We start from the raw sequence: 19,834 nt of genomic DNA, 5'->3' as shown, positions 1-19,834 counted from the left end.
AAAGGAGGAGGGACCGGATGCCTCGGCATCCGGTCCCTCAGGTCACTCCCACTCGATGGTCCCCGGCGGCTTGGAGGTCACGTCGAGCACGACGCGGTTGATGTCGCGCACCTCGTTGGTGATGCGGTTCGAGATCTTCGACAGCACGTCGTAGGGCAGGCGCGTCCAGTCGGCCGTCATCGCGTCTTCCGAAGAGACCGGACGCAGCACGATGGGGTGCCCGTAGGTGCGGCCGTCGCCCTGCACACCGACAGAGCGCACGTTGGCCAGCAGCACGACCGGGCACTGCCAGATGTCGACGTCGAGGCCTGCCTTGGTCAGCTCCTCGCGGGCGATGGCGTCGGCGTCCTGCAGAATCGCGAGGCGGTCAGCGGTGACCTCACCCACGATCCGGATGCCGAGGCCGGGACCCGGAAACGGCTGGCGCGCGACGATCACCTCGGGCAGGCCCAGCTCACGGCCGATGGCGCGGACCTCGTCCTTGAAGAGCGTCCGCAGCGGCTCGACGAGCTCGAACTGCAGGTCTTCGGGCAGGCCGCCCACGTTGTGGTGCGACTTGATGTTCGCCGTGCCGGTGCCCCCGCCCGACTCGACGACGTCGGGGTAGAGCGTGCCCTGCACGAGGAAGCGGATCGGCTCGCCGTCGGCGGCCGCTTCGGCCACGAGGTCGCGCTCGGCGGCCTCGAAGGTGCGGATGAACTCGCGCCCGATGATCTTGCGCTTCTCCTCGGGATCGCTCACACCCGCGAGCGCCGTGAGGAACTGCTCCCGCGCGTCGATCGTGACGAGCCGCACGCCGGTCGAGGCGACGTAGTCGTTCTCGACCTGCTCGCGCTCACCCTTGCGCAGGAGGCCGTGGTCGACGAAGACGCAGACGAGCTGATCGCCGACGGCTTCGTGCACGAGCGCCGCCGCGACGGCCGAGTCGACGCCGCCCGAGAGCGCGCACAGCACGCGGCCGGTGCCGACCTGCTCGCGGATCCGCTCGACCTGCTCGGCGATGACGTTGCCGCTGTTCCAGTCGGCCGGGAGTCCGGCCGCCTTGTGCAGGAAGTTCTCGATGACGCGCTGGCCGTGGTCGGAGTGCTTGACCTCCGGATGCCACTGCACGCCGTACAGGCGTCGCTCGTCGCTCCCGAAAGCCGCGACGGGCGTCGCCGAGGTCGACGCCAGCACGTCGAAGCCCTCGGGGGCCCGCGAGACCTGATCGCCGTGGCTCATCCAGACGTTCTGCTCGGCCGGCTGCCCGCCGAGGAGCACTCCTCCATCGCCCGAGAGCGAGGCATCCGTCGCCCCGTACTCGCGCAGTCCCGTGTTGGCGACCTCCCCGCCGAGTGCCTGCGCCATCACCTGGAAGCCGTAGCAGATGCCGAGGGTCGGCACGCCGAGGTCGAAGACGCCCTCGTCGAGCGCGGGCGCGCCCTCTTCGTAGACCGACGAGGGTCCGCCCGAGAGGATGATGCCGACGGGGTTCTTCGCGGCGATGTCGGACGCGGATGCCGTGTGCGGCACGATCTCGCTGTAGACGCCTGCTTCGCGGACGCGTCGGGCGATGAGCTGCGCGTACTGGGCGCCGAAGTCGACGACGAGGACGGGGCGCTGGGAGGTCTCGGTCTGCTCGGTCAACGGGTGCTTTCTGTCAGAGGAGCGGCTTGTCGCGCTGCTCGGTGGGAACCGCCTGCGTGAGGGTCGAGTGGGCGGCGAGGTCGTGCGTGGCGGCGTCGCCCTCGCTCGCCTCGCGCTCGGCGAGGTAGCGCTTCACCTCGCGGGCGACGCGCGCCTCGAGGAAGAACGAGAGGAACGGCACGATGCCGCCGGCCGCGAGAAGGAGGAAGCGCCAGAACTGCCAGCGCATGAGGCTCCACACGCGGAAGCAGGAGAAGAGGTACACGACGTAGAACCAGCCGTGTGCGACGAGGATGCCCAGCGACAGGTTGAACCCGTCGCCGGTCGACTCGTGACCGTTCGGGCCCTCGACGACCGGGGCGAACCACAGGAAACCGCCCGATCCGCCGAGGAAGAGCTCGTAGCCGAGCGCGTACTTGACGAGCATCTCGGCGCACAGGAGCAGCAGCATCGTGCCCGTGATGATCGAGCAGATCTGGTAGAACCGCAGCGCACCGCGGATCGCCGGGAAAGAGGCGAGTTTGGGAGCGGCGGGCATGGACTCCAGTTTAGCGGCCGGATCCGGCGTGCTCGCTCGGGACGGAAGGGGTGGAGGGGTGACCGCCCCCACGACCTCTCCCACGACCCTTCCCGCGCCGCTACGCGTCGCGCGGAGCCTCGGGCCGCGTCGCCGCGGCTTGGGCTTGGGCTTCGGCTTCGGCTTCGGCTTCGGCCTCGGCCGCGGCATCCTGGATCTCTTCGACTTCCTTCTCCCAGGCATCCTTCGCCAGGCGGTACCAGAGGTAGAAGGCGAAGCCCGCGAAGACGGCCCATTCGATCGCGTAGAAGATGTTGAGCCAGTTGACCCGCGATCCCTCGTCGGGCGCCGGGGAGTGGATGTCGAGGAGCAGCGACGGCGCGACCTGCGAGGCGATGTACTGGCGATAGACGTCGAGTCCCTCGATGTCGTGCCACTGGCTCAGCAGAGCGGCGGGCGACATGCGCGTCATGGTCTGCGGGTCGCTCCCCCGCGGCGGGGGCAGCGGACCCTCGTCGGCGATGAGCCGGCCCTCGACGCGCACGGGCGCGGGGCTCGGGGCCGAGGCGTCGAAGTCGAGGCGGTCGATCGCGTTCTGGGCCTCTTGACGCGTGGACGCCCATCCGAGCGCGACGGCGACCGACGTCGGGGTGGCGGTGCCCGCGAGACGCAGCTGACCGGTGACCCAGTACCCCTCGACGCCCTCGTTGAAGCGCGACTCGACGATGAGGAAGTCACCCGGGACCCACTGCCCCGTCGCCTCGACGAGCTGCCCGACGAGGGGCTCGGGGAGGTACTCCCCCGGCCCCGTGACATCTTCCAGCGGCCGCAGCACCTCGGTCGCGCCGGGAGCCGTGGGGTTGGTGTCGACCGCGCGCCCGAGCTGCCACTGGCCGAGCCACGCGAAGACCCCGGCGACGACGAGGCACAGCCCGAGCATCGCGATCCACCGCGGCCGGAGCATGACTTCGCGGAGGGTCGGCGGGAAGACCTCGGGCTCGGCGTCCGGGGTCACTGCCGCGCGCGCGTCGGGAGGGAGCGGGCTCATCCGCCGCTGTAGGGCGCGACGACGACCTCGACGCGCTGGAACTCCTTGAGGTCGGAGTAGCCCGTCGTCGCCATCGACTTGCGCAGCGCCCCGATGAGGTTCGCGGTCCCGTCGGCGACGGGTGCGGGGCCGTAGAGCACCGACTCGAGGTCGACGAGCTGCTCGACCCGGATGCGGTGCCCACGCGGGAGCTTGGCGTGGTGCGCCTCGGGCCCCCAGTGGAAGCCGCGGCCCGGGGCATCCGTCGCCCGCGCGAGCGCGACGCCGAGCATGACGGCGTCGGCGCCCATCGCGAGCGCCTTGACGATGTCGCCCGAGGTGCCCACGCCTCCGTCGGCGATGACGTGCACGTAGCGCCCACCCGACTCGTCGAGGTAGTCGCGGCGCGCGCCGGCGACGTCGGCGACGGCGGTCGCCATGGGCGCGTGAAGGCCGAGGGTCGCACGGGTGGTGGATGCCGCGCCCCCGCCGAACCCGACGAGCACGCCTGCGGCGCCCGTGCGCATGAGGTGCAGCGCCGCCGTGTAGGTGGCGGCACCGCCGACGATGACCGGCACGTCGAGGTCGTAGATGAACTTCTTGAGGTTGAGCGGCTGGTCGACCGACGAGACGTGCTCGGCCGAGACGGTGGTGCCGCGGATGACGAAGAGGTCGACGCCGGCCGCGACGACGGTCTCGTAGAGCTCCTGGGTGCGCTGCGGCGTGAGCGACCCGGCGACGGTGACGCCGGCCGCGCGGATCTCGGCGAGCCGGTCGCGCACGAGCTCGATCTTGATCGGCTCGGAGTACAGCTCCTGCATGCGGGCGGTCGCGGCCGCCTCGGGGAGCGACGAGATCTCGGCCAGCAGCGGCTCGGGGTCGTCGTAGCGCGTCCACAGGCCCTCGAGGTCGAGCACGCCGAGCCCGCCGAGCTGGCCGAGCATGATGGCCGTCCGCGGGCTCATGACCGAGTCCATCGGCGCGCCGAGCACGGGGATCGCGAACTGGAAGGCGTCGATCGACCAGGCCGTCGAGACGTCCTCCGGATTGCGCGTGCGCCGCGAGGGCACCACCGCGATGTCGTCGAACGCGTAGGCCCGACGGGCGCGCTTGGCGCGGCCGAGCTCGATGTCCATGCTCACCCCTCCAGCCTACTCGGCGCCCCTCGGCCCCCGTCTCGCGGGCCTAACGCAGGACGGCCGCGGTCAGCGGCGCCCGTGGGCCGCGTTTTCACGCGCCCTCCCTGCCGGTCGGGCTCAGTGCATCCTGCGTTGGGCCCGTGCGGCGGGCCCTCCCCGGACTCTCCCAGCGCACGCCGCACGCCGACCCTGAAGCGGGTGTCAGGCGGCGGGGACGCCGTATCGGCCGGACCGCTCAGGCGGCGGGGACGCCGTATCGGCCGAACCGCTCAGGCGGCGGGGACGCCGTATCGGCCGGACCGCACCGCCCGGGCGCGCGCCTTCTCGGCCTCGACCTCGCGGTTCTTCGGCGGCACCGCCGCGACGAGGTCGTTCAGCAGGTGCTGCGTGATGTGCTCGATCTCGTGCACGGCGCGGTCGAAGGCCTCCTGGTTCGCCTTGGACGGCTTCGTCGTGCCCGCGATCTTGCGGACGTACTGGAGCGCGGCGGCGTGCACCTCTTCATCGGTGGCGGCCGGCTCGAAGTTGTGGAGGGTGTGGATGCTGCGGCACATGGCCCCGACGATACGCCGGCCTCCGGCATCCGTCTCCCCTGACTCAGGGACGCGGGGGCGCAGGCCGGGGACGCGCCCGGCCCCGGCGCAGCAGAGCGGTGAAGGGCCCGTCGAGGAGGAAGAGCAGGAACGCGAGCGACCCGATGAACGGCGCGAGCACGACGACGAGCACCGAGATGACGAGCGCGCTGAGCGATCCGCGCCCGTAGAGCCTCGCGTCCTCCTCGCCGACGTCGGGCATCATGACATCCCGGTGGCTCAGCGCCCACAGATACTGCAGCCAGCTCGCGAAGATGGCGAAGAAGAACGCCACCGGCATCGCGAGGCGGCCGGCCAGCCACTCCGAGTACTCGGTCGTGAGGCTGGTCGCGAACGGCACGAGCACGATGAACAGCAGCCGCACGTTGTTGAGCCAGATCATGACCGAATCGACCCGCGGGATGCTCTCGAACTGCTGCACATGCGTCATCCACAGCAGGCACAGCAGCACGAAGCTCAGCGCGAAGTTCGCGAACTGCGGCCACATCTCGCCGAGCGCGGCCCACAGCTGCGCGTCGGAGTCGACCTTGCCGAGCGAATAGCTCGTCAGATCGAGCACGAGCAGAGTCGCCGCGATCGCGAAGACCCCGTCGGTGAACGCCTCGAGCCGCCGCGTGGACTCGGTCGCCAACGGATGCTTCGCACGCCGGATCACCCGCTCAGGCTAGCGAACGGATGCCGCGCCCGACCACGCCCGCACACCGCCCGAGCCCGCGGTCGGCCCGCAGCCCAAAGCAGCTCAGCGCTTGTAGTTCGGCGCCTCGACGACGATCTGCACGTCGTGGGGGTGGGACTCCTTGAGCCCCGCCGCCGTGATGCGCACGAACTTGCCCTTGGCCTTGAGCTCCTCGACGGTGCGCGCGCCCACATAGAACATCGATTGACGCAGGCCCCCGACGAGCTGGTAGGCGACGGCCGAGACCGGCCCGCGGTAAGCGACCTGCCCCTCGATGCCCTCCGGGATCAGCTTGTCGTCGCTCGGGACGTCGGCCTGGAAGTACCGGTCCTTCGAGTACGAGGTCTTCTTGCCGCGCGTCTGCAGCGCACCGAGCGAGCCCATGCCGCGGTACTGCTTGAACTGCTTGCCGCCCTGGAAGACGATCTCGCCCGGCGACTCGTCGGTGCCCGCGAGGAGCGAGCCCAGCATGACCGTGTCGGCACCGGCGACGAGCGCCTTGGCGATGTCGCCCGAGTACTGCAGCCCGCCGTCGGCGATGACCGGGATGCCGGCCTCGCGCGCCGCGAGCGACGCCTCGTAGATCGCGGTGACCTGCGGCACACCGACGCCGGCCACGACGCGCGTCGTGCAGATCGAGCCCGGCCCGACGCCGACCTTCACGGCATCCACCCCCGCGTCGATGAGCGCCTGCGCGCCCTCGCGCGTGGCGACGTTGCCGCCGATGACGTCGATGTGGGCGAAGGACGCATCGCCCTTGAGGCGGCGGACCATGTCGATCACGCCCGCCGACTGGCCGTTGGCCGTGTCGACGACGATGACGTCGACGCCCGCGTCGCGGAGCGCCTCGGCGCGCTGCCAGGCATCGCCGAAGAAGCCGATCGCGGCGCCGACGCGGAGCCGGCCGTGCTCGTCCTTCGTCGCGAGGGGGTACTTCTCGCTCTTGTCGAAGTCCTTGATCGTGATGAGGCCCGCGAGGGTGCCGTCCTCGTCGATGAGCGGCAGCTTCTCGACGCGGTGGCGCGCGAACAGCGCGATGACCTCGCCGGCGCTGATGCCGACGCGGCCCGTCACCAGGTTCTCGGTCGTCATGACGTCGCGGACCGTCGTGGTCTGACGCTCGAAGCCCGAGACGAAGCGCATGTCGCGGTTGGTCACGATGCCCACGAGGTGGTTCTGCTCGTCGATGACCGGGAGGCCCGAGATGCGGTACTGCGCGCAGAGCGCGTCGACCTCTTCGATCGTGGCGTCGGGGGTCGTCGTGATCGGGTCGGTGATCATGCCCGACTCGCTGCGCTTGACCCGGTCGACCATCGACGCCTGGTCTTCGATCGAGAGATTGCGGTGGATGATGCCGATGCCACCCTCGCGCGCGATCGCGATCGCGAGGCGCGCTTCGGTGACGGTGTCCATGGCGGCGGACAGGAGCGGCGTCGCGACGGTGATGCGCCGCGTCACGCGGGACGACGTGTCGGCCTCACTGGGGATGACGTCAGTGTGCCCGGGCAGCAGCAGCACGTCGTCGTACGTGAGTCCGACGAAGCCGAAGGGGTCGTTTTGCTCCATGGGTTCTCCTGCGCGCGCGGCGCGTTGCTCGATGTGGACGACGACGGCCGGTGCGCGGGGACGCGCCGTACTCGATTCTAAACGGCGAGCGCCGCGAAACATTCCCGTGAATTGGCGGTCGAGGCACCAGCCGTCGCGATTCGGTCACGTCTGCGTGAGCGCCTCTGCGCGAAACACCCGCGACACATTACGCTCGTACCGTCGTTCATCACGGCCGATGCGACCCGGAAGCTTCGGTGCGCCGTGCCTGACAGGAGGTTCTGTGGGTCCTACGACTGCGACCGCGAGGCGTTCGGTGCGTTGGGTGGTGGTCCTCGCCGGTGCGCTGCTCGCCGCCGCGATGATCTTCTTCTCCTCGCCGACGGGCGCCTTCGCGGCAGAAGCTCCCGACACACCGGGCGGTGATCAAGAGGCCACCGACTTCTACTTCGGCGGCCGCATCGAGTTCGACGGCAAGCCCGTCAACGACGTGGTCATCGCCGTCAAGGGCAACGGGTTCGAGGCGGAGACGGTGACGGATGCCGAGGGCCGCTGGCGCCTCTACGTCCCGAAGAAGGCGGACTACGTCATCTCGGTCGACGAGGAGACGCTGCCCAAGGGCGTCATCGTCGACCCCGCGCAGCTTCCGCCGAGCATGAAGCCGGTGTCGGGGACGACGGCGTCCTTCGACGTGAAGTTCGGCCTCACGAACTCCACGATCATCAACCTCTTCCTCGGCGAGGGCGAGCGCGTGACGCAGTCGTTCGCGGATCAGCTGATCGTGCGCTTCGTCAACGGTCTCAACTTCGGTCTGCTGCTCGCGCTCGCGGCGATGGGCGCCGCCCTCATCTACGGCACGACGGGCCTGTCGAACTTCGCGCACGGCGAGATGGTGACATGGGGCGCGCTCACGGCGCTCGTCTTCACCTCGTTCTGGTCGCTCCCCTTCTGGCTCGGCATCATCCTGGCCGTGGCCGCCGGAGCGCTGCTGGGCCTCGCGCTCGATGCGGGTCTGTGGAGACCGCTCCGAAGAAAGGGCCTGGGCATCATCCAGCTCATGATCGTGAGCATCGGCCTGTCGCTCGCCCTGCGATACACCTTCCAGTTCTTCATCGGCGGTCGCACGTACCAGCTGCCGGGCGCCAGCCCCGCGCCCATCCAGCTCGGGCCGATCCAGCTGTCGTACATCGACCTCATCAGCATGGGCGTCTCGATCATCGTGATCCTGGGCGTGGCCTACTTCCTCCTCGGCACGAGGGTCGGCAAGGCGACGCGCGCGATCTCGGACAACCCGCAGCTCGCCTCGGCCTCCGGCATCAACGTCGACCGCGTCATCCGGATCGTCTGGATCCTGGCGGGCGCGCTCGCGGCGCTCTCCGGCATCCTGTGGGCCTACTTCCGCCCCGGCGTGAAGTGGGACATGGGCACGCAGATGCTGCTGCTCATCTTCGCGGCGATCACGCTCGGCGGCCTCGGCACGGCGTTCGGAGCCCTCCTCGGCTCGCTCATCGTCGGCCTCGTCGTCGAGATGTCGACCCTCTGGATCCCGTCCGACCTCAAGTACGCCGGAGCCCTCATCGTGCTGATCCTGATCCTGCTGGTCAGACCTCAAGGTCTGCTCGGACGCAAAGAGAGGTTGGGCTAGCCATGGATTGGGGATCCATCCTCAGCAACACGCTGGGCTACCTCATCAGCCCGGTCACGATCGCCTACGCCCTCGCGGCGACCGGCCTCGCCGTCCACTTCGGCTTCGCGGGCCTGCTCAACTTCGGCATGGCGGGCTTCATGGCCCTCGGCGGCTACGGCTACGCCATCTCGATCCTGACCTTCGGCGCCCCGTGGTGGCTCGCCATGATCGTCGGCATGATCATGGCGGCGCTGTTCGCCGTGCTCCTCGGCATCCCGACGCTGCGACTGCGCGCCGACTACCTCGCCATCGTGACGATCGCGGCCGCCGAGATCGTGCGCCTCCTGTTCACGACGCAGGTGTTCGACCAGTGGACGAACTCCGCCGACGGCCTCGGCGGGTACCACGACAGCTTCCGCGCGGCGAACCCCTTCCCGCCGGGCACGTATGGGTTCGGCCCGTGGACTTTCAACGAAGTCGGCCTGTGGGTGCGCCTGTTCGGCCTCATCCTCCTCGGCCTGTCGGTCCTGCTGGTGTGGTCCCTCATGCGGAGCCCCTGGGGCCGCGTGCTCAAGGGCATCCGCGAAGACGAGGACGCCGTCCGCTCGCTCGGAAAGAACGTCTTCGCCTACAAGATGCAGGCCCTCGTCGTCGGTGGTGTCATCGGCGCCCTCGGCGGCATCGTCTACGTCCTGCCCTCGGCGGTCGTCCCCTCCAGCTACACGACGGCCCTCACGTTCTTCGTGTGGACGTGTCTCCTGCTGGGCGGCGCCGCCACAATCCTCGGTCCGTCGCTCGGCGCCGTGATCTTCTGGCTCGTGATGGCGCTCCTGGGCAACCTGCTCCCCGATCTCGCGACGGCCGGCATCCTGCCGATCAGCGACATCCAGGCGGGCACGCTGCGCTTCATCCTGGTGGGAGTCGCGCTCATGCTCCTCGTGATCTTCCGTCCCCAGGGCATCCTCGGCGACAAGAGGGAGATGACCTTTGTCAAGTAACGACGTCCCCACCCCCGGTCAGGATCCGGATGCCGCGGCCGCGGCCACGCCCGAGCCTGCACCGGTGACCGGCAGCATCCGTCGCCCCAAGACCGAGGGCCTCGCCAAGGGCGAGCCGGTCCCCGGGGTCGCGAAGGTCGACCCCATCATGATCGTCGACAACGTGACCCGCCGGTTCGGCGGCCTCACCGCCGTCGACGTGCACCACCTCGAGATCCCGCGCAACGCCATCACGGCGCTCATCGGGCCCAACGGGGCCGGCAAGACCACGCTGTTCAACCTGCTGTGCGGCTTCGACAAGCCGAACTCGGGCACGTGGGAGTTCAATGGCACGCGACTGTCGGGCATCCCGGCGTTCAAGGTGGCCCGCATGGGCCAGGTGCGCACGTTCCAGCTCACCAAGGCGCTGTCGCTCCTTACGGTGCTGGAGAACATGAAGCTCGGGGCGACCGATCAGCGCGGCGAGAGGTTCTGGACGAGCTTCGTCCCCGGCTTCTGGCGGTCGCAGGAGCGCGAGAACGAGGCGAAGGCCCGCGATCTGCTCGCCCGGTTCAAGCTCGACGCCAAGGCCGACGACTTCGCCGCATCGCTCTCGGGCGGTCAGCGCAAGCTCCTCGAGATGGCGCGCGCCCTCATGAGCGATCCGTCGTTCGTCATGCTCGACGAGCCGATGGCGGGCGTGAACCCGGCGCTGACGGAGTCGCTCCTCGACCACATCCTCGACCTCAAAGACCTCGGCATGACCGTGCTCTTCGTCGAGCACGACATGCACATGGTGCGTCACATCGCCGACTGGGTCGTCGTCATGGCCGAAGGAAAGGTCGTCGCCGAGGGCCCGCCCGACAGCGTCATGCGGGATCGGGCGGTCATCGACGCCTACCTCGGCAGCCACCAGGACGTCGATCTCGGCGTCGTGACGGGGCGTATCGAGGGCGAGCTCGGTTCCGAGGCCGAAGAGCTGCTCGAAGAGATCCACGAGGAGCAGGAGCACTCCATCGAAGAGGCTGACAAGGAGACCCGATGAGCATGCCTCAGGCCGCCCCCGCTGCGCCGGCGAAGTCCGATGAGATGGTCGTCGAGGTCAAAGACCTCCTCGCCGGCTACCTCCCCGGCATCAACATCATCAACGGCGCCAACCTCGTCGCCCGCAAGGGCGAGCTCATCGGCATCATCGGGCCGAACGGCGCGGGCAAGTCGACGCTGCTCAAGGCGATCTTCGGTCTCGTGAAGGTGCGCGGCGGCGACATCCTCGTCAACGGCGAGTCGATCGTGGGCCTCAAGGCCGACAAGCTCGTCAACCGCGGCGTGGCGTTCGTCCCGCAGACCAACAACGTCTTCCCCTCGCTGTCGATCGAGGAGAACCTGCAGATGGGGCTCTACCAGAACCCCCGGATCTACCGCGAGCGCCTCGAGTTCGTCACGGGCATCTTCGCCGAGCTCGGCAAGCGCCTCAAGCAGCGCGCCGGATCGCTCTCGGGCGGCGAGCGCCAGATGGTGGCGATGTCGCGCGCGCTCATGATGGACCCGTCGGTGATCCTCCTCGACGAGCCGTCGGCGGGCCTCAGCCCCGTCCGTCAGGACGACGCGTTCATCCGCGTCTCCGACATCAACAAGGCGGGCGTCACGACGATCATGGTCGAGCAGAACGCGCGCCGTTGCCTGCAGATCTGCGACCGCGGCTACGTCCTCGACCAGGGCCGGGACGCCTACGAGGGCACGGGACGCGATCTGCTCAACGACCCCAAGGTCATCGGCCTCTACCTCGGCACGCTGGGGGCGGACGGGGTCTGAACCCGGGCTGTTCCTCCGAGAAGCGCGGATGCCTCGGCATCCGCGCTTCTCTTATGCCGACGCCCTTGCCGCCTTCGGGGACGCTTGTGGCTGCCACGCGCGCCGGGTAGCAGCCACACGCGCCCCCGATTCTCGAGCACGACGCGGAAACGACCGAGGGCCCTGGATCGCTCCAGGGCCCTCGGCCTACGTCAGCTGAACGGTGTCAGTTGATGCGCTTGTACATGTTGTCGGCGCCGTACTGGTAGATGCCGATCGTGGCCTCGGTCGGGTCGCCGTTCTCGTCGAACGTGATGGGGCCCGAGTAGCCGTCGTAGTCGGCCACGCCACCGCCGTTGATGATGTCGGCGCACTCGGCGAAGGTCTTGCACTTCTTGCCGTCGCCCGAACCGCCCGAGACCTCCTGCAGCTTCGCCGCGATGTCGGCCGCGTCGGTCGAGCCGGCCGCGAGCGAGGCGAGTGCCAGGAGCACGACGGCGTCGTAGGACTCACCCGCGTACGAGTAGTCCTCGAGCTTCGCGTTGCCCTCGGAGACCCAGTTGTCGTTGACGCGCTTCTGGAAGTCGTCGTCGAGCTTGGGGCCGGGGAGCGTTCCCTTGGCGCCCTCGAGCGAGACGGAGACGTCGGAGCCCCAGTTCTTGAGGTTGCCGTCGACGAGGTACATCGTCGCGGGGTCGATGCCGCCGTTGGCCAGCAGCGGCGCGATGGTCGCGAACTGGTCGAAGGTGATGAGCACGACCGCGTCGGGGTTCGAGGCGAGGACCGTCTGGACCTGCGCGTCGAACGACGAGTCGCCGTCGTTGTACGAGGCCTCGGCGACGACCTTGCCGCCGGTGGACTCGAAGACGTCCTTCACGACGCCGTAGAGGCCCGTGCCGTAGGCGTCGTTCTGGTAGATGATGCCGATGTTCTCGTGGCCGTCCTCGGCGATCGTGTTCGCGAGGACCTCACCCTGGAGCAGGTCGCTCGGAGCGGTGCGCCAGTAGAGGTTGTTGTCGTCCCACGTGGTGAAGTCGGGGGACGTGTTGGCCGGCGAGAACGTGATGATGCCCGCGCTGACGTTGCTGTCGAGGAACAGCTTGGTCACGCCCGACGCCGCGGCGCCGATCATGGCCGAGACGCCCTCGCTCTGCAGCTTCGGGACCGTGGTCTCGAACGCCTTGTTGTCGGCGTCGCCGGAGTCGCCGAAGGTGACATCGACGGTGACGCCCTTGGCGGCATCGTTGACCTCGGCGACGGCGAGTGCCACGCCGGCCTCCTCGGGCGGGCCGAGGAAGGCGAGGCTGCCGGTCTGCGGAAGTACCGTGCCGATCTTCAGGGTCTGCTCCTCCGCGGGGCCCGAGGGCGCTGCGGACGAAGCACTACCCGTCCCACCACCGGCGCAACCGGCGAGGACGAGGGCGCTTGCACCTGCGATTGCGAGTCCGGTGAGGACTCCGAGGGTGCGCGAGCGGGTCAGGACGCTCATGTTGCTCCTTGCTGTGAATGAACGCGGGCACGGCTCGGGCGCCGCCCCAGTGCCATAAACCTAATGGGGGGCGGGTCTCTTGTGTGTTGCCGTTCGTTAACGGTTTGTAACGGGGTCGATCGTGACGCGACAGCCCTCGAGTACCCGCAAGGGGTATACCTTGGAGGCATGTACCCCAAGGGGGTATGCGTATCGACGAAAGGCGCTTCCCATGACGACGAACGAGTTCCAGGTGACGGGCATGACCTGCGGGCACTGCGAGGCCTCGGTGCGAGAGCACGTGTCGCAGGTCGAAGGCGTGCAGGGCGTCGAGGTCAGCGCGGCGAGCGGCCGCCTTATCGTGATGGCGGATGCCGTGAGCGACGACGCTGTCATCGCCGCCGTCGACGAGGCCGGCTACGAGGCGGTGCGCGTCTGATGGACGACCCGCGCGCGGGGCACCGCTCCGCGGTCCGGGGTGCGGCCGGCGACACGATCGAGCTCGAGATCACGGGCATGACGTGCGCGTCCTGCGCCGCGCGCGTCGAGAAGCGGCTGAACCGGCTCGACGGGGTCGAGGCATCCGTCAACTTCGCCACGGAGAAGGCGCACGTCGTGGCGCCCCGCGGCTACGACCCCGGCGCGCTCATCGCGGAGGTGGAGAAGACCGGATACGGCGCCTCCGTCCCCCGGCCCGTCCACGAGCACCACGTCGAGCCCGAGCTGGGGTCCCTCCGCCGGCGGCTCATCGCGGCGATCGTGCTCGCGGTCCCCGTGATCCTCCTGGCGATGATCCCGGCCCTCCAGTTCCCGGGGTGGCAGTGGGTGTCGCTGGCCCTCGCGACCCCCGTCGTGACGTGGGGGGCGTGGCCGTTCCACCAGGCGGCGTGGGTCAATCTCCGGCACGGGGCCGTGACGATGGACACCCTCATCTCGGTCGGCGTCGGCGCCGCCTACCTGTGGTCGCTCTACGCCCTCTTCTTCGGGGGCGCGGGCATGATCGGCATGACCCACGCCTTCGAGTGGTCGATCTCGCCGAGCGACGCCGGCGGCAACCTCTATCTCGAGGTCGCGTCGGGCGTCACGATGTTCGTGCTCGCGGGCCGCTACTTCGAGGTGCGCTCCAAGCGCCAGGCGGGGGCCGCGCTGCGGGCGCTCCTCGAGCTCGGCGCGAAGGACGTCGCCGTGCTCCACGACGACCTCCTCACCGGCACGCGCACCGAGGTGCGCATCCCTGTCGAGCAGCTGCGCGTCGGCGACGAGTTCGTCGTGCGGCCGGGCGAGAAGATCGCGACCGACGGCGTCGTGGTGTCGGGGACGTCGGCGGTGGATGCCTCGACCGTCACTGGCGAGTCTGTCCCCGCCGAGGTCGCCGTGGGCGACGGCGTCATCGGCGCGACGGTCAACGTCGGCGGCCGGCTCGTCGTGCGCGCGACGCGTGTCGGCTCCGACACGCAGCTCGCGCAGATGGCGAAGCTCGTCGAACAGGCCCAGTCCGGAAAGGCTGCCGCCCAGCGGCTCGCCGACCGCATCTCGGCCGTGTTCGTTCCGATCGTCATCGCGATCGCCCTCGTGACCCTCGCGGTCTGGCTCCTCCTCGGCTTCCCGCCGGCGGCGGCGTTCGGCGCGGCCGTCGCGGTGCTCATCATCGCGTGCCCCTGTGCGCTCGGCCTCGCCACGCCGATCGCGCTCCTGGTGGGCACGGGGCGCGGCGCGCAGCTCGGCATCCTGATCCGCGGACCCGAGGTGCTCGAATCGACCCGCGCCGTCGACACCGTTGTGCTCGACAAGACCGGCACGGTGACCACGGGACGGATGTCGCTCGCCGACGTGGCCGTGGCCGGCGGCAGCGATCGCGCCGACGTGCTGCGCCTGGCCGGAGCCCTCGAGCACGCTTCCGAGCACCCCGTCGCGCAGGCGATCGCGCGGGCCGCGGCCGCCGAGACCGGGCCCCTGCCCGAGCCGGAGTCCTTCCAGAACCTCCCCGGCCTGGGGGTGTCCGGAGTGATCGAGGGGCACGCCGTCGTGGTCGGCCGCACCTCGGTGCTGGACGGCTGGGCGCTGCGGCTCGAGGGAGCGCTGGCCGAGGCATCCGCCCGCTACGAAGCGGAGGGCAAGACGACCGTCGTCGTCGCGTGGGACGGCCAGGTGCGCGGCGTCTTCGCCGTCGCCGACGCGGTCAAGCCCACGAGCGCCGAGGCCATCGCGCAGCTGCGCGGCCTGGGTCTTGACCCGGTGCTGCTGACCGGCGACAACGACACCGTCGCGCGGCGGATCGCCGCCGAGGTGGGGATCGAGCGCGTCATCTCACAGGTGCTGCCCGCCGAGAAGGTCGCGGTCGTCACGGCCCTGCAGGCCGAGGGCAAGGTGGTCGCGATGGTCGGCGACGGCGTGAACGATGCCGCGGCTCTCGCGCAGTCCGACCTGGGCCTTGCGATGGGAACGGGGACGGATGCCGCGATCCAGGCCTCCGACCTCACCCTCGTGCGCGGCGACCTCCGCAGCGTCGGCGACGCCATCCGGCTGTCGCGCGCGACGCTCGGCACGATCAAGGTCAACCTCTTCTGGGCCTTCGCCTACAACGTCGCGGCGATCCCGCTCGCGGCGCTGGGCCTTCTGAACCCGATGATCGCGGGAGCGGCGATGGCGTTCTCGAGCGCCTTCGTCGTCGGCAACAGCCTGAGGCTGCGGCGGTTCCGCAGCACCGCGGATGTCGCGGGTTCGGGCGCGGCTGGTCGGCCCGGCCACACTCAGCACGACGCAGAGCACCTCGTGAAGGAGGAACGATGACCCTCGCCCAGACGCCGGCAGCGGCATCCGTCGACGCCCCCGACGGCCACGACCACGCCCACCACGGGTACATCACCGACAAGGACAAGTACCTCAACCGCATGAAGCGGATCGAGGGTCAGGCGCGTGGCATCCACAAGATGGTCGAGGAGGAGAAGTACTGCATCGACATCCTCACGCAGATCAGCGCGCTGACCAGTGCGCTCGAGGCGGTGGCCATCGGCCTGCTCGACGACCACCTCAAGCACTGCGTGCTGGATGCCGCGAGGCTCGGCGGCCCCGAGGCCGATGCCAAGATCGCCGAGGCGACGCAGGCGATCGCCCGCCTCGTGCGCTGACCGGGCGCTTCCGCCGTGCCCGTGCGCGGGGGCGGCTCAGGTGAGCTCGGCGACGTCCGAGACGCCGTCGTCCGCGCGCGAAGACGTCCGCGCCCGGCGCGCCGCGACGACCGAGTCGACCGTGAGCAGGATGAGCGCGACCCACACCAGGGCGAAGCCGATCCAGCGCTCGAGCGACATCGGCTCGCCGAGCAGCCACACGCCGATGATGAACTGCAGGATCGGCGCGATGAACTGCAGCATGCCCATCAGCGTGAGCGGAGCGCGGCGCGCGCCCGCGGCGAAGAGCAGCAGCGGCACGGCGGTCACGACCCCCGCGAGAAGCAGCAGCACGGTGTGGAGCGTCGAGCCCTGCCCCATCGACAGGCCGCCTGCGGCGGCGATCACGATGAGCTGCACCGCCGCGACCGGCGCGAGCCACAGCGACTCGAGGGTCAGGCCGCTGATGGCGTCGACCGAGGGGCCGATCTGCTTCTTGACCAGGCCGTAGAAGCCGAACGAGAACGCGAGGGTCAGGGCGATCCACGGGAAGGCGCCGTATCCGATCACGATGACGAGCACGGCGGCCGCGGCGATCGCGATCGCGATCCACTGCGTGATCCGCAGGCGCTCGCGCAGCACGACGACGCCGAGCAGCACCGTCACGATCGGGTTGATGAAGTAGCCGAGGCTCGTCTCGACGACGTGCCCGGTGAGCGTTCCGATGAGGTACGTCTGCCAGTTGACGTAGATGAGGGCGCCCGCCACGATCGTCCAGCCGACGAGGCGGCGGTTGCGCAGAATCGCGATCAGCTTCGGCCACGTGCGCGTCACCGTCAGCAGCAGGGCGCAGAAGACGAGGGAGAGGATGATCCGCCACGCGACGATCTCGAACGCCCCGGTCGGCGCCAGCGCGAGGAAGTACAGCGGCAGGAATCCCCACAGCAGGTACGCGGCGAACGCGTAGATCCCGCCGAGGAGGTGCTCGCGGGCCGGGTCGGCCGCCTTCGCCGCACCTGCCGGGCGAGAGGGCGCGGCGGAGGGGGACGAAGAGTCGGGATTCACCAGACAAGCCTAGGACGGCGGGCGACGAGGTCGGCGGGACGCGGCATCCGTCCCCTGCCGTGTGTGGGCGCAATCCTGCCAGCCGTCGCACAGACCCGTCCGCCGACGCGTCTCGCATGGCCGGACCGACATGCCGCCGGGCATGCGTAAGGGCCCGGATGCCGAAGCATCCGAGCCCCTTACGGAAGAACTGTCGTCAGCGGACGACGACCGCCAGCACGTCGCGAGCCGACAGGACGAGGAACTCGTCACCGCCGAACTTCACCTCGGTGCCGCCGTACTTGCTGTAGATCACGCGGTCGCCGACGGCGACGTCGAGCGGGATGCGGTTGCCGTTGTCGTCGATGCGGCCCGGGCCCACGGCCACGACCTCGCCCTCCTGGGGCTTCTCCTTGGCGGTGTCAGGGATGACCAGACCGCTGGAGGTGGTCTGCTCGGCCTCGACCTGCTTGATGACGATACGGTCCTCGAGCGGCTTGATGGAAACCGACACGGGTCTACCTCTTCTTTCCTTGAGACTCAAGACTCGTTAGCACTCACCTGGTGAGAGTGCTGATCCAGTTTAGGCAGTCGGCTGGCACTCACGCAACGTGAGTGCCAAAGATGACTTCGCCGATCTCGGCCTTCCGGACGCGTCCCGCGGGTGGTAGACAGGTGTGGGGGTGCGTCGATTTCAGGGTCCTGGGGGGATCTGAAAATGACATCGTTGTCGTATTTCGTCGCCGTGGACGTGGGTACGAGCAGGACGGGGGCGTCGACCGCGCGCGTCGGGCCGGACGGATCGGTGGTGACGGCGCCGTTCGGACTGGGCCGCAGCTCCGACACCGCGCCGAGCGCGATCTTCGCGGCGGACGGAGAACTGCTCTTCGGCGAGGCCGCCGAACGCCGTGGCCTGGCTCATCCCGAGCGGCTCATCCGCGAGTTCAAACGTCGGGTGGGTGATGACGTCCCGATCCTCGCGGGCGACCAGCGGTTCGCCCCGGAAGAGCTGTACGCCCGCATGGTCGAGTGGGTCGTCGAGGCGGTGTCCGAGCGTGAGGGCCGGCCTCCGGCCGGCGTCTCGATCGCGGTCCCGGTGACGTGGGGCGGATACCGTTGCGGCCTGATCCGCGCAGCACTCGCGCAGCGGCTCGCCGCGGATGTCGAACTCATCAGCGAGCCGGAGGCCGCGGCGCGACACTACGAGTCGACCTCCCCTCTCGCAGCGGATCGGGCGCTGGCCGTCTACGACCTCGGCGGCGGGACGTTCGACGCTGTGGTGCTCCGCGCTGCGGGCGACGGCGAGATGCGCATAGTCGGCGCGCCCTTCGGGCTCGACGACTTCGGCGGCGCCGACCTCGACGACGTCGTGGTGCGCCACACCGTCGCCGCCGCCGGCCTGTCGACCTCACACCTTGCGGACGACCCGTCCGCACGCGTCGCCCTGGCGACGCTCCGACGCGAATGCATCGAGGCCAAGGAGGCGCTGTCGTTCGACTCGGAAGCGGTCATCCCGGTGCTGGTGGGCGGAGCTCAGACGACCGTCCGTCTCACGCGCTCCGAATTCGAAGAGCTGATCGAGGGCGGAATCGAGCGGACGATCGACCTGCTCGATGAGGCGCTCGAGGCCGCCGATGTGCCGCGGGCCGACCTCGACGCGATTCTGCTGACCGGAGGGTCGTCGCGCATTCCTCGTGTCGCCGAGCTCCTGTCGGAGCGCCTGGACCTGCCCCTCGCGGTCGACGCGGATCCGAAGGCGGTCGTCTCCCTCGGAGCTGCGCGGGCTCTGATCGACGCCCGCACCGCGGCCGCGCGGGCGGATCTGCGCGCGCTGCCGGCCGCATCGGCTGCCGCCGCGGACGAGCTCGACTCGGGCGCGGCGCCGCTCGCCGTCATCACCGCAGAAGGCGGCGGAACCGCCGTGGCAACGCGGCGGCGGTGGCTCTCGCGGCTGCCCGCGGCGACCGCGATGGCCACCAGTGCGGTCGTCCTCGCGGCAGGCATCATGCTCGCATCCGCCACCAGCCTCCGGTCCAGCTCGCTGGAAGATCCCAAGTCGCAGTCGTCGGCCCTCACTGACTGGCTCGCGCTGTTCCCGTTCGACCCGTCCGCCTCTGCCGCACTGGAGCAGGTCGCCGAAGGCGAGGCCGGCTCTCCACCGATCACGGAGGCGACCGACGACGAGCCGCAGCGATCAGCTCCGAAGGCGTCGAATCCTCGCAACAAGATCGTGAAGTCGGCAGAGAACGCGCGCCGCGAGTCGGCAGCCGGCGGTGGCGGCTCCGCTTCGTCGAGCACCAAGCCCCCCGCGACGGAGTCGTCCACACCGCGGTCGGGCCCCGCACAGAATGGTCCGGTTCTGACCGGTGAGCCGTCGCCGGGTCCGACGGGCGAGCCGGCCCCCGACCCGACGAGCGAGCCGGCGCCGGATCCGGCGGGCGAGCCGACGCCCGAGCCCACGACCGAACCGACAACCGAGCCGGCCCCCGAGCCGACGAGCGAGCCGCCGGCCGAGCCGGCTCCGGAGCCGACCGGTGAGCCCGCACCCGGGCCGACCGGTGACCCCGCACCCGGGCCGACCGGTGAGCCCGCACCCGGGCCGACCGGTGACCCCGTGCCCGAGCCGAGCCCGTCGCCCACCGACCCCGTCTGAACGAGAGACCGCACCGAACATGCTGACGATGCACCAGAGCACGT

General features: G+C 69.9%; 18 protein-coding genes. 8 read left to right on the top strand and 10 right to left on the bottom strand.

Annotated elements, in window-relative coordinates; translation table 11 throughout:
• Positions 1 to 42 precede the first annotated feature (42 nt).
• From guaA to guaB, 7 genes are all read right to left on the bottom strand, one after another.
• Positions 43 to 1,626 carry a glutamine-hydrolyzing GMP synthase gene (guaA, locus tag ACSBPH_RS13355; protein ID WP_442574807.1) on the bottom strand — a complete coding sequence of 528 codons (1,584 nt, stop codon included), beginning with the start codon at positions 1,624 to 1,626 and terminating at the stop codon, positions 43 to 45.
• A gap of 13 nt (positions 1,627 to 1,639) precedes the next feature.
• Positions 1,640 to 2,164 (bottom strand): DUF3817 domain-containing protein, encoded by a 525-nt coding sequence (locus ACSBPH_RS13350; RefSeq protein WP_442574806.1) that lies wholly within the window; start codon positions 2,162 to 2,164, stop codon positions 1,640 to 1,642.
• Positions 2,165 to 2,264: 100 nt separating this feature from the next.
• Complete coding sequence (locus ACSBPH_RS13345; RefSeq protein ID WP_442577311.1) at positions 2,265 to 3,107, bottom strand: SURF1 family protein; 843 nt, start codon at positions 3,105 to 3,107, stop codon at positions 2,265 to 2,267.
• A gap of 80 nt (positions 3,108 to 3,187) precedes the next feature.
• The gene (locus ACSBPH_RS13340) at positions 3,188 to 4,306 is read right to left on the bottom strand and encodes a GuaB3 family IMP dehydrogenase-related protein (protein WP_442577310.1); all 1,119 of its coding nucleotides are present in this window, start codon (positions 4,304 to 4,306) and stop codon (positions 3,188 to 3,190) included.
• 272 nt (positions 4,307 to 4,578) lie between these two features.
• Positions 4,579 to 4,863: a DUF2277 domain-containing protein gene (locus ACSBPH_RS13335; RefSeq protein WP_442574805.1), complete on the bottom strand. Its 285-nt coding sequence runs from the start codon at positions 4,861 to 4,863 to the stop codon at positions 4,579 to 4,581.
• Positions 4,864 to 4,906: 43 nt separating this feature from the next.
• Complete coding sequence (locus ACSBPH_RS13330) at positions 4,907 to 5,557, bottom strand: TMEM175 family protein (protein ID WP_442574804.1); 651 nt, start codon at positions 5,555 to 5,557, stop codon at positions 4,907 to 4,909.
• A gap of 84 nt (positions 5,558 to 5,641) precedes the next feature.
• Positions 5,642 to 7,144 carry an IMP dehydrogenase gene (gene guaB, locus ACSBPH_RS13325; RefSeq protein ID WP_442574803.1) on the bottom strand — a complete coding sequence of 501 codons (1,503 nt, stop codon included), beginning with the start codon at positions 7,142 to 7,144 and terminating at the stop codon, positions 5,642 to 5,644.
• 304 nt (positions 7,145 to 7,448) lie between these two features.
• Between guaB and ACSBPH_RS13320 the strand changes: the two genes are divergently transcribed.
• Genes ACSBPH_RS13320 through ACSBPH_RS13305 form a run of 4 tightly spaced genes read left to right on the top strand, consistent with a single transcriptional unit; the run spans position 7,449 to position 11,539 of the window.
• Entirely contained in the window at positions 7,449 to 8,768 is a 1,320-nt protein-coding gene (locus tag ACSBPH_RS13320; protein WP_442577309.1) for an ABC transporter permease subunit, read from the top strand.
• 2 nt (positions 8,769 to 8,770) lie between these two features.
• The gene (locus ACSBPH_RS13315) at positions 8,771 to 9,748 is read left to right on the top strand and encodes a branched-chain amino acid ABC transporter permease (RefSeq protein ID WP_442574802.1); all 978 of its coding nucleotides are present in this window, start codon (positions 8,771 to 8,773) and stop codon (positions 9,746 to 9,748) included.
• On the top strand, positions 9,738 to 10,772 hold the full coding sequence (locus ACSBPH_RS13310) for an ABC transporter ATP-binding protein (RefSeq protein WP_442574801.1): 1,035 nt from the start codon (positions 9,738 to 9,740) through the stop codon (positions 10,770 to 10,772). Before ACSBPH_RS13315 ends, ACSBPH_RS13310 begins: the two co-directional genes overlap by 11 nt.
• Positions 10,769 to 11,539, top strand: coding sequence for an ABC transporter ATP-binding protein (locus ACSBPH_RS13305; protein WP_442574800.1), 771 nt, complete (start codon positions 10,769 to 10,771; stop codon positions 11,537 to 11,539). The genes ACSBPH_RS13310 and ACSBPH_RS13305 overlap by 4 nt, the downstream gene beginning before the upstream one ends.
• Before the next feature lie 205 nt (positions 11,540 to 11,744).
• Here the strand turns inward: ACSBPH_RS13305 and ACSBPH_RS13300 are convergent, their stop codons facing one another.
• Positions 11,745 to 13,007 (bottom strand): ABC transporter substrate-binding protein, encoded by a 1,263-nt coding sequence (locus ACSBPH_RS13300; RefSeq protein ID WP_442574799.1) that lies wholly within the window; start codon positions 13,005 to 13,007, stop codon positions 11,745 to 11,747.
• 211 nt (positions 13,008 to 13,218) lie between these two features.
• On the opposite strand from ACSBPH_RS13300, the gene ACSBPH_RS13295 reads away from it, so the two are divergent.
• The 3 genes from ACSBPH_RS13295 to ACSBPH_RS13285 are packed head-to-tail and all read left to right on the top strand — an operon-like array spanning position 13,219 to position 16,114.
• Positions 13,219 to 13,425, top strand: a complete 207-nt coding sequence (locus ACSBPH_RS13295) for a heavy-metal-associated domain-containing protein (protein ID WP_442574798.1) — start codon at positions 13,219 to 13,221, stop codon at positions 13,423 to 13,425.
• Positions 13,425 to 15,776, top strand: a complete 2,352-nt coding sequence (locus ACSBPH_RS13290) for a heavy metal translocating P-type ATPase (protein WP_442574797.1) — start codon at positions 13,425 to 13,427, stop codon at positions 15,774 to 15,776. The genes ACSBPH_RS13295 and ACSBPH_RS13290 overlap by 1 nt, the downstream gene beginning before the upstream one ends.
• Positions 15,773 to 16,114 (top strand): metal-sensitive transcriptional regulator, encoded by a 342-nt coding sequence (locus tag ACSBPH_RS13285; protein WP_442574796.1) that lies wholly within the window; start codon positions 15,773 to 15,775, stop codon positions 16,112 to 16,114. Before ACSBPH_RS13290 ends, ACSBPH_RS13285 begins: the two co-directional genes overlap by 4 nt.
• A 36-nt stretch (positions 16,115 to 16,150) precedes the next feature.
• On the opposite strand, the gene rarD is transcribed toward ACSBPH_RS13285, so the two are convergent.
• Positions 16,151 to 17,062 (bottom strand): EamA family transporter RarD, encoded by a 912-nt coding sequence (rarD, locus tag ACSBPH_RS13280; protein ID WP_442577308.1) that lies wholly within the window; start codon positions 17,060 to 17,062, stop codon positions 16,151 to 16,153.
• A 292-nt stretch (positions 17,063 to 17,354) separates the two neighbouring features.
• On the bottom strand, positions 17,355 to 17,651 hold the full coding sequence (gene groES / locus ACSBPH_RS13275) for a co-chaperone GroES (protein ID WP_045275440.1): 297 nt from the start codon (positions 17,649 to 17,651) through the stop codon (positions 17,355 to 17,357).
• A 204-nt stretch (positions 17,652 to 17,855) separates the two neighbouring features.
• On the opposite strand from groES, the gene ACSBPH_RS13270 reads away from it, so the two are divergent.
• On the top strand, positions 17,856 to 19,790 hold the full coding sequence (locus ACSBPH_RS13270) for an Hsp70 family protein (protein WP_442574795.1): 1,935 nt from the start codon (positions 17,856 to 17,858) through the stop codon (positions 19,788 to 19,790).
• Positions 19,791 to 19,834: the final 44 nt, after the last annotated feature.

The sequence above is a fragment of the Microbacterium sp. F51-2R genome (assembly GCF_052180235.1).
In the GTDB taxonomy this organism is placed as follows: domain Bacteria; phylum Actinomycetota; class Actinomycetes; order Actinomycetales; family Microbacteriaceae; genus Microbacterium.
This window is presented reverse-complemented; position numbering and strand designations above follow the sequence as displayed.